This window comes from Burkholderia sp. 3C (assembly GCF_054589155.1).
On record NZ_BAAILN010000012.1, the window covers coordinates 192,592 to 193,808 of the forward strand.

At 69.8% G+C, this 1,217-nt stretch carries 1 protein-coding gene; it reads right to left on the reverse strand.

What is annotated here, in order from left to right:
- Nucleotides 1-1,107 (reverse strand): aminotransferase-like domain-containing protein (locus tag ACYP33_RS01980; protein ID WP_459619369.1); only part of this gene is annotated, 1,107 nt, incomplete at its 3' end.
- Between the last annotated feature and the right edge of the window lie 110 nt (nt 1,108-1,217).

Sequence of the window (1,217 nt, forward strand, 5' to 3'; positions counted from 1 at the left end):
AAACTGTCCCACCGCTTCCTGAATGATCAACGGCTGGCCGATGCTCATCGTGCGCTTCAGCTCGACGATCGCGCGATGAAACCGCCCGCCGCTGACCCAGCCGAGCCGCAGCCCCGGCGCGAGCGTCTTGGACAACGAACTGCACAGCAGCACGTTGCCGCTGCGGTCGTAGGATTTGGCCGCGCGCTGCACGGCGTCGAAATGCAGGTCGCTGAACGTGGCGTCCTCGATCAGCGGAATCGACAGCGCATCGAGCCGCGCCACCAAGGCCGCGCGCGCGGAGTCGGTCATGCTCGCGCCGGTCGGGTTGCTGACCGCGGTCGACAGCAGGCACGCACCGATCCGCTGCTCGCCGGCAAGCCGCGCGATCTCGTCGAGCGCGGCGGCGTCGCGGCCCGGGAAGCGCACCGGCAACGCGCGCAGGCCGAGCCGCGCGAGCGTCGAGAGGAATCCGTAATAAGCCGGCGATTCGACGATCACCGTATCGCCCGGTCGGGTCACCGTCTGCAGGCACAGCCCGAACGCTTCCACGCAGCCGTTGGTGATCAGCACCTCGTCCGCGCCGATATGGCAATTCCAGTTCGCGGCGTGCGACGCGAGACTGGCGCGCAAGCGCTCGGCGCCCGGCGAGAACGACACCGTGGCCAGCAGGCCGCTGTGGCGGCGCGCCGTGGACGCGATGCTGCGCGCCAGCGCCTCCACCGGGAACAGCGCGTCGCCGCACAGCGCCGTGCCGAACGACACGACGCCGGGCAGGCTTTCCATTTCGTTGAGCGCGTCGTGATCGAGCGGGCCGCGATCGAATTGCGGCTCGGAAAGCGTCAACGGCAAGGCAGCGGCCGTACGCGTGCGCCCGGACTTCACGGCGGACGCAGATGCCGCTTCGGCGGCCAGAACGAAATAGCCGCGCTTCGGCCGGCTCTCGATCAGGCGGCGGTCTTCCAGCGTGCGGTAGGCAGCCAGCACCGTGGTCACGCTGACGGCCCGGTTGCGCGCGAGATCGCGCACCGACGGCAGACGCTGGCCGGCCGTCCAGAGGCCCTGGCCGATCTCGTCCGACAGATGGTCGGCGAGCATCAGATGCAATGCGTTCGACTGGTGTCCCATGGGGGTGGAGAAGCGGGAGCGAAAGCGGCCGCACGGCAGACGCGCAGGCCGGCGAGGTGTCGCCCGCTGACGCGGGCGGCGTCAAGGATGCGGGGTTTTCGGCGCGATCG